Source organism: Paenibacillus turicensis (assembly GCF_050461185.1).
Lineage (GTDB): Bacteria > Bacillota > Bacilli > Paenibacillales > Paenibacillaceae > Fontibacillus > Fontibacillus turicensis_A.
Map to the genome: position 1 here is coordinate 188,958 of NZ_JBCMOR010000008.1, position 8,733 is coordinate 197,690.

Below are 8,733 nucleotides of genomic sequence, written 5' to 3' on the forward strand. Positions count from 1 at the left end.
CATTAAGAAAAATGATACCCTTATTTGTAATGCAATACCGCAAAGCTTATATGATTTTTTGGGGCATTTTGCTTATTGTAATTACTGACCAATCTCTAGTTCGTGGATTTTTTAGGAGTGAAGGAAGATTAAACGATTCACTCCCTGCTGCCATTACAGCGGTATGGATTTTCGTTTTGGTTACAAGTATTTATAATGCTACACATCTATTTTCGTTAATGATGAACTATAGTGTCACGAGGAAAAGCTACTATAAGACCTTGGTCATCTGGTCGACGATCAGTTGCATTCTGATGGCACTTTTCACGGTTGTGCTAGTCTATGGCGTAGTATTAGTCGCACCATGGTTAGGTGTACAGCTTACACCACCAACTGCTAATCCTTTAATTATGTTTTACCATTTATTCACAACCTCGATGATCATTTCGGCATTATCTTTAATTACAGGTGCGTTATTTTACTTCTATCATTTCCTTGTAGGTATCGCTAGCCTGTTACTATATTACGCTTTATTTTATCAATATTTATTTCATAATTTTGTAGCTTTAACCCAAATTGATCAGCCGATGTGGATGGAAAATCATCTCATGTTGATCCTGGCCTGTGTCTTGTTAGGCTTAGGATGGTTGTTTTACCGTCGTGGTAATGTAAGCACTAAAAAGAAGTAATCATTTATACATTTCTAGTTCAAATCATAGGAGATGAGGTAACTTATAAATGGAGAAAAACAATCATAACTCAGTACAATCAGCTAACACAATGACCAATCCCATTAAGAAAGGTTGGCTTATCGCTTTCCTTGGGTGGGCTACAATGGTATTGGGATTATTTTTGGCTATCGTCGCAGGATCTTATGTAAAAGGAGCAGGGGCTTCCTCTCAAACGATGTTCATTGTTCAGGCTATTGTGTGTGCTATACTCATTGTCCCCACTGTATTTATCATTGTGAGACGTTTTAGGTTCCATGAGAAATTTCTTCCATTAACTAAGAAAACACTTCTTCATTTGTTAAGTGGTGTTGGTTTAGCAGGAGGTCTAGCTAGTCTTGGCGTATGGCTCGCGATACGAAATGGATGGATCACGGACGTAAAATGGGACTTTTCCATTGAGCTGTTAACGGTTATCGTAATTCAAGCTTTGATTTCTTTAGGATACGAAGCAATTCCAGAAGAGCTTACGTTACGAGGTGTAGTGTACAGTGGGTTACGCTCTCATTTATCGGCAGTCATCGCAGTTGTTGCTCAGGTCATCCTATTTATCCTTGTACCTGTCACTATCGATGGACTAAAGTATGCCATAGGGATGTCTTTCCAATCCCAAATTAGCATTCCCTATATTTTATTATTGTTTCTATTTGGTATTAATCTTCAGCTATTTAGAATCATTACCGGCTCCTTATGGGCGTCCATCGGCTTCCATATTACATTTCTCCTATGCTCCCGCTATTTATTTGGGCCTAATGAGAGATTGCTATCTTTTACAGAAGAAACTCAAGGTGTTACGCAAGTCATGATTATGTTTGGCTTTGTAATCCTTGGAAGCTGCGTTGTGCTTAGTCTATTTCAAGCAATTCGTTTTTACCACAGTAAAAAGATTAATAAAAATGTATCCGCATCCGCATTAGCGTAGTATCAGATCTTAACAATCTTTTTCAATATAATAAAAAGCGAACTATCTTTGAAATTCTAATGGGACTGATCCCTGGTTAGAAGTTCTTGGATAGTTCGTTTTTTAATACTACTATAGTTATTTGTCTCGTTTATTTTATTTATGTTTTGCTGCTAACCACTCCATGATTGTGGTGCGTTTACCCCCGATTTCCTTGGCGACCTCATTGTTATAGACATAAATCCAAGACCAATGTCCATCATATTCATAAGGTGTCCCGTCACTTTTTTTATAAAGACCTGAGGTATCACTCACGTTATCAAATAAAGTCATATGCACATCCTTTGCCCCCACTTTTAATAAGCGATTGTACGTAGGAACCATATAGTCACTTGGTGGAACTAATTTATCACTTTTGGCAGCCACAAACCACATCGGAATATTCTTCATTGCAGCGATTTGCTCATCTGTAATTAAGTCATCCTTTAAAGCCTCACAAGCCACAAACGCCGCTGCAAAATAGTCCTTATAATCGCGAACCATCAGCATTGTCATGTAACCGCCATTAGAGTCACCACCAATGTAAATACGATTCTGATCAATGTCCTTATGTTTAGATACATAATCCTGAATAAGCGACATTAATGCCTTTTGATACTTCGAGGTGCCATCGCCAAACCCATTAAAGCCATCCATCCAGAAGGTAGGTGTCTGTGGTGCAAGCACATACGCACCTTTAAAGTATTGCTGAATGTCCTTTGAGGCAAAGTTTACAACCTTATTGCCCGCGATTGCAACTGTTGAATCTGTTCCCCCTTCACCCATGCCATGTAGCCAAATAATGAGTGGTTTTTTTTCATTGTTGCTTGCTTTTTCCTTACCTCTAACTTTCGGTGGCGTATAATCTGCATACGTTAATTGAACACCATCATAAGTGGCTTTCCCTGTCTTAAACTGCTCTACTCCTTTTCTAATTTCACCCTGAGAAGTAGTCACCTTTAAACCGGTCACTTTACCACGCTTCAGCTTAATAGGTTGCTGTTGAGTAATGGTATATTTACTTTCCACCCAGTCATTTAAACCTGTTTTAAGATCAAAGTTCATCGCAGAACCTAAAGTTTTATCAGGTGCGATTTCCATCTCAAGTGCAACATAATTCCCACTCTTTTTCACGGGATTTCCATTATTATCGGAGACATAAGCTTTTGTAACTGTACGGTTTCCTTTTTCAAGTAAAGGTGTACTTAACCTTTTATCACTACGTTCGACATAAACATCAAAAGCATGATTTGAAATTGCCTGCTTAGGCACTGCTTTCCCAACATTAACAATGACTTTTGAAATAACGGGTCCCCAGTCCTCGACTTCAACTATTGTACGATAGCTAGGGGTTTTCTTTTTGCTCTCTTTTGCTTCTGCGGTTGGAGTAAAATGAAATGCCATTGTAAAAATAAGTGTACTCGCCATCATAAGCTTGGCGGACTTCCATGTTTTTGTGAACATTAGTAATCCTCCTATTTATTAATTTGGACTATTAGAAAACGCTTACACTTAATTTTAATTCTAAACATAGAAAGTAACCTGCACATTATTAACCTTTTTATGGTCAATTTTCATCCTTTATGATCATACTGCCTTTTCGAGCCTTGCGATATTGATGGGGAGTAACGCCATATCCATTTTTAAAAACTCTAATAAACGACTTTTCATTAGGGAACCCATGATTCATTGCAACATTTAAAATTGAGAGATCCGTATTCATAAGATCACGATACGCCTTTTCTAGCCTTAGCTCATTAATATATTGGAATAAGGTCATGCCCGTATGCTTAATAAAAAAACGAGACATATATTGAGGGGAAAGTTGAAAGGTGTGCGCAATTTGCTCTACAGATAGATTTTGATCATAATGTGTCTCTACATAATTTTTTATGGAAAGTAACCGTTCCCGATGTTTACTAGTTTGAACCGCTTGCTTCTCTTCTTTCCTTATTACAAAATATTTTAGCAGTACATAAATAATCTGATACGATAACGCAGTTAAATGAACATGTGCAAACTCATCTCGATGTTGCTTTAAATGAGATACCACGACTGCATTTAGTAATTTACGCAACTCTGCAAAATGCGCCAACCTCCGTTGATCACTCTCTACGATCGAGATACAATCAAATTCAATCGGCTCACTCCCTTTTACACACGGTTTTATAAAATCATATGGAATCAAAATGGTTACAGCTTCCCTGTCCCCATTACTCCGATTCGTAAAAGAATGAATAGCCTTCGAGTTAATTACTACAATATCCCCAGCATTAGAGCTATAATGGGCCCCATCAATATAAATATCATCAATTTTTCCTGATAACACATACGATATTTCAACACTATCATGCCAATGCAAAGGCACATGGACGGGGCGATTATATTGATGAATAATAATTTTTAATGGTAAGTGATCATCTCTCTGAACTAACTCATACTTATATTGCAACCTTAGCACCCCATCCCAAAAATGATCGACAAATATTTTGTAAATGAAATGTTTTGCTCATAGGTGTTTGTTATCTTTTGCTTATTCCTCATCTTCGTTTAAAGAAGACTCGAATTCATCAATTTTACGATTGGGCCCAATAACGACCATAATATCTCCTTCACGTATCTGATCCATGGCGGTTGGCGCTACAATGATCCCATGCTCGCGATGCAGGGCAACGATACTACAGCCGAAGCGTACTCTTGGATTAAGCTCAGCTAACGACTTCCCATTAAGACAACTTGGCGCCTTCAGCTCTACGATGCTGTAATCCTTAGATAGTTCAATATAATCTAGCATATTGGTGGTTACAAGTTGGTGCGCGACACGTACACCCATATCTCGTTCAGGGAAAATAACACGATCAATGCCTAGCTTTTCAAGGGCACGACCATGCAAAACAGAAATCGCTTTGGCGACCACAGTTTTAATCCCTGAGTCCTTAAGTAATATCGCAGTCAAAATACTTGTCTGAATATCACTTCCAATCGCAACAATACCGCAATCAAAATTGCGGACACCTAGTGACTTTAATACTTCCTCTTCCGTCGAATCAGCAACAACAGCATGTGTCAGTCGATTGGAAAATTCATGAACCACCTCTTCATTACGATCAATGCCCAACACCTCATACCCTAAATCCATCAGCTCCAACGCTAAACTTGATCCAAATCTTCCTAGACCAACGACCACAAATTGCTGTGTCTTCATGTTCCTCTTTAGACTCCTTATCCTATAATAATTTTACCCTCTGGATAACGAAATAACTCTCGTTCTTTTTTAGGTCCAAGCGCATAGGCTAATGTCAGTAACCCAACTCGACCTACAAACATTGTTAAGCAAATAAATAGCTTCCCTACCTCCGTTAACTCCGTGGTCAGTCCCATAGACAAACCAACCGTACCAAAGGCAGACATCGTTTCAAACAATATGCTCAAAAAAGGAGCCGTTTCAGTTGCGGATAATATCATCGCGATACCAATCACCCAAAATAACGATAACATCGTAATTGTAACCGCCTTAAAAATTCGTTCCTGCGCCAAACGATAGCGAAATAAAATAACATCATTTTTTCGGGTAATCATCGCCATAACTGCACCAGCTAATATCGTAAAGGTGGTTGTTTTTATCCCTCCACCCGTTGAACCAGGGGATGCACCAATAAACATTAAAATAATGATAAAAAATTGGGTTGCCTGGCGCATACTGCCAATGTCTAAAGTATTAGCTCCTGCAGTTCGGGACGTAACTGACTGAAATAATGCACTCCATAACTTCTCTCCCCAAGATAATGGAGATAATGTAGATTTATTTGTGAACTCAAATATGAAAATCGTAATAAACCCTGTGACGATCAATGCAGCAGTCATCGTTAATACAACTTTAGCATGTAATGACAATCTACGGTTTTTACGATAACTAATCAAATCAGCAATTACGATAAACCCAATACCACCACTTACAATTAGGAACATTACAACGATATTTACGATCGGGTCCCCCACATAATTGGTTAAGCTATGAAATTGTCCAAACAAATCAAACCCAGCATTGTTAAACATAGATACCGCATGGAAAAATCCAAAATAGATCGCTTTAAGAATCGGCATATCTATTGCAAAACGTATGGCTAGTAGCATCGCTGCACTAACTTCAATAATTAAAGAGTAATATAACACTTTACGAATCAGCCTTACAATTCCTTCCATACTACCTTGATTCATAGCTTCTTGTAAAATTAGCCGGTCCTTAAGTGATATTTTACGTCTAAATACGAGGGCAAAAAGTGTAGCCATCGTCATAAAACCAAGACCACCGATTTGGATTAAGATCATGATCACGACTTGTCCAAACGTTGTAAAAAAGGTCCCCGTATCTCTAACAACTAAACCTGTCACACTCGTAGCTGAGGTTGCGGTAAAAAAAGCATCTATAAAGACAAGGGATTCCCCCGTATGATTCGCAATGGGAAGCATCAATAAAAAAGTGCCAATGAGGATCATGCCACTAAAGCCCAGCACTAACATTTGAGGTGGGGAAAGCTTAAATTTTCTTTGTTGCTTCGTGTGCAAATCATTCACCTCATCTTTTTAAAATAAAGCTATCATTATTGGTTTATTTAAAGTAACTGCTAGGCAGCCATTTGGCGCTAGTCGCTACGTTCCAGAGAGTTCTTTCGACCCTTGTTAAAACCAGATTCTTAATCATGAAAATTAATTGTTAGAATCCGGTTTTAAAGACGGCTGCTATCGCTTCTCCAGAATCTCTCTGTCTCTTCGCTAGTTCAGATGGACTGTTCACATTAACTTTAAAAATTAAGCCGTATTTATAGGCTAAAAATGGATTATAAGCTTTATTTTTGCGAAGCTCAAATACAGATTTTCACCAAATATAATGAAATAGTACCAAAAGGATTCAAACTTAGCTTGTATTAATACTGAAGCCCAGCCATACTTCATGTATCAAGCTGTATTAACGTTTTAAACACTTTATTTCTACTTTAAATTAAACTACAGCAAGTTAAGTCAAAACAAAAGCATTGTATTAACGTAATATGAGTATACCCTTAGTAGCACCAAGCTGTTCTTTTATGTTATCGTACAATCATAATGTTTATAAGACTTGGTAAAAATTCGATTTAGCAAAGGAGTCATTTCATGCTTACAAAATCAAATCATTCTAATGCGCGGCATAATGTAAAATCAAATAAATTATGGATATGTGCAATAATTGGACTCATTATTTTTGTCTTTGTACAACTTATCCCTAATACATCCTCTGACACGATTGGTGTGAATCAGGCAAGCAAGATCATTACCAAGGAACAGGCGAAGCAAGCAGCGCTCTCCTATCTCAATACAAATCTTAATATGAAGGATGAAGGTAATCAGATCACTGTTACATACGATAGTCGTCCAGATATTTATGGATATTTATCAAAAGAAGGATTATTAAAAAGTTATAGTGAGCAATATGGGCAGAAATTTCCTTATGATGTTTTTAAGGTAAACTTCAAAAACCCTAATGGTGCACTTAAAGCAATCATAATTAATGTACACATGACAACAGGAAAAGTAGTTGGCTTCGAAAAAATTAGTATCACCAATAATGCATCTAAACAACTTATGCTGCAAATCGATCCTGCTAACGCTAAGTTTCTTTTAGACCGTGAAGGTCCGATGACCGTCGCAGAAAAGGAAAGAGCTGCCCTTCCTTATTTAAAACAATTGGGTTATGAGCCTAATCAGTTACAGGTTGATAACAATAGTAATGGGCTTGGATTGCGTTATCAAGTTAAGGAGTACAACATCGGTCAGTCTAAAGCCTATATTGAATTACATTTTGAATATAAAAATGTGTCATCAATTGAAACTTATTTTGCACCACCAGCAAGCTACAAAACGTATGTAGATAATCAAACCACTGTTGCAAGCTGGCTCACGTATGCAGGATATGGGTTACTGACATTTGTGTTAGCGATTCTCGCAATTATCTATAGTGCAAAAACTCGTGCTTACACCTCATTTAAACGTGGTGCATTCCTAAGTGCTTGTTACTTCATATTTTCAGTGATTGGGACTTTAAATATGTTGCCTATTTTAGAGCAAAGTGTATTTAGTCAAAGTGTGCTCATCAAATCATTAATTTTTCAGTTTGGCATTACACTCATCATGTCCTTTTCCATTTATTTTTCTCTTGTAGGTGGTGACGGATTATACCGTGCTCAAGGGAAAATATTGTGGAAACGTAGCAATGAAGCCAACTATGGAGAACATGTATTGCAAGCAATGAAATTAGGTTATGCATGGGCACTTATTTTGTTAGGTGTACAGTCGATTATCTACTTCATTATGGAGCCACTTTTAGGTACTTGGTCATCCACAGATCCAACGCAATCGCCTTATAATATGGTCTATCCATTATTATTCCCATTACTTGCATGGGTAGCCGGCATAGGAGAAGAAGCCGTTTATCGGTTGTTTGGAATTCCAATGCTTAAAAAGATGTTCCGCAGTACCCTCATCGCTAGCATTGTGACCACAGTGATCTGGGCGTTAGGACATACGTTATATCCGATTTATCCAATCTATACAAGACCGATTGAGCTTCTCTTTATCGGACTCATATTCAGCTTTATTTTCATAAAGCATGGTTATATTGCGGCCATGTTTGCCCATGTTATTTTTGACAGCATTCTAATGGCATTAAGCTTAATTCTTATGGGAGGTAGTGTGAACTGGATCGCGGGGATATTCTATATCGTGTTACCTGCAATCGTTGCCTATGTCGTTTATCGGTTTAATCGTGCTAAGGTAACCAGTATAAGTTAATAGCTTTGGTTTACCCATGTTCTCACATTCCCTCATTGCATGACAAAAAGAGCCTGCATGAATGCAGACTCCTATGGTATAATTTAGCTTGTACAACACACCTTGAGTGGGTGCGGTCTCCTCCAGAAAGGAGGTGTACCGTATGAACTTCTCTTTTACAGATGTCATTATGTTTGCAGCATTTATTATTACGCTCTTAACATACATCGAAAGAAAAAAGAAGTGACCCACTCCAAGGTTGAAGTGCTCCCTGTCAAGTAG

8 protein-coding genes are annotated in these 8,733 nt (G+C 37.8%); 3 read left to right on the forward strand and 5 right to left on the reverse strand.

Features of this window, described 5'->3' with window-relative positions:
- Positions 1–11 precede the first annotated feature (11 nt).
- Both ABE099_RS14410 and ABE099_RS14415 read left to right on the forward strand, forming a co-directional pair.
- The gene (locus ABE099_RS14410; RefSeq protein WP_430031833.1) at positions 12–668 is read left to right on the forward strand and encodes a hypothetical protein; all 657 of its coding nucleotides are present in this window, start codon (positions 12–14) and stop codon (positions 666–668) included.
- A gap of 49 nt (positions 669–717) precedes the next feature.
- A complete protein-coding gene (locus ABE099_RS14415; RefSeq protein ID WP_430031834.1) occupies positions 718–1,629 on the forward strand; it encodes a CPBP family glutamic-type intramembrane protease in 912 nt (303 codons plus the stop codon).
- 135 nt (positions 1,630–1,764) lie between these two features.
- On the opposite strand, the gene ABE099_RS14420 is transcribed toward ABE099_RS14415, so the two are convergent.
- The 4 genes from ABE099_RS14420 to ABE099_RS14435 all read right to left on the reverse strand — a co-directional run bounded on the left by ABE099_RS14420 (position 1,765) and on the right by ABE099_RS14435 (position 6,168).
- Positions 1,765–3,111 carry a prolyl oligopeptidase family serine peptidase gene (locus ABE099_RS14420; protein ID WP_430031835.1) on the reverse strand — a complete coding sequence of 449 codons (1,347 nt, stop codon included), beginning with the start codon at positions 3,109–3,111 and terminating at the stop codon, positions 1,765–1,767.
- A gap of 103 nt (positions 3,112–3,214) precedes the next feature.
- Complete coding sequence (locus ABE099_RS14425; RefSeq protein WP_430031836.1) at positions 3,215–4,099, reverse strand: AraC family transcriptional regulator; 885 nt, start codon at positions 4,097–4,099, stop codon at positions 3,215–3,217.
- An 81-nt stretch (positions 4,100–4,180) separates the two neighbouring features.
- Positions 4,181–4,852: a potassium channel family protein gene (locus ABE099_RS14430; RefSeq protein WP_430031837.1), complete on the reverse strand. Its 672-nt coding sequence runs from the start codon at positions 4,850–4,852 to the stop codon at positions 4,181–4,183.
- A 17-nt stretch (positions 4,853–4,869) separates the two neighbouring features.
- Entirely contained in the window at positions 4,870–6,168 is a 1,299-nt protein-coding gene (locus tag ABE099_RS14435; RefSeq protein ID WP_430031842.1) for a TrkH family potassium uptake protein, read from the reverse strand.
- A gap of 630 nt (positions 6,169–6,798) precedes the next feature.
- Between ABE099_RS14435 and ABE099_RS14440 the strand changes: the two genes are divergently transcribed.
- Positions 6,799–8,472, forward strand: coding sequence for a CPBP family intramembrane glutamic endopeptidase (locus ABE099_RS14440; protein WP_430031838.1), 1,674 nt, complete (start codon positions 6,799–6,801; stop codon positions 8,470–8,472).
- Here the strand turns inward: ABE099_RS14440 and ABE099_RS14445 are convergent.
- Positions 8,407–8,733 (reverse strand): hypothetical protein (locus ABE099_RS14445; RefSeq protein WP_430031839.1); only part of this gene is annotated, 327 nt, incomplete at its 5' end. The two genes, ABE099_RS14440 and ABE099_RS14445, sit on opposite strands and share 66 nt — an antisense overlap.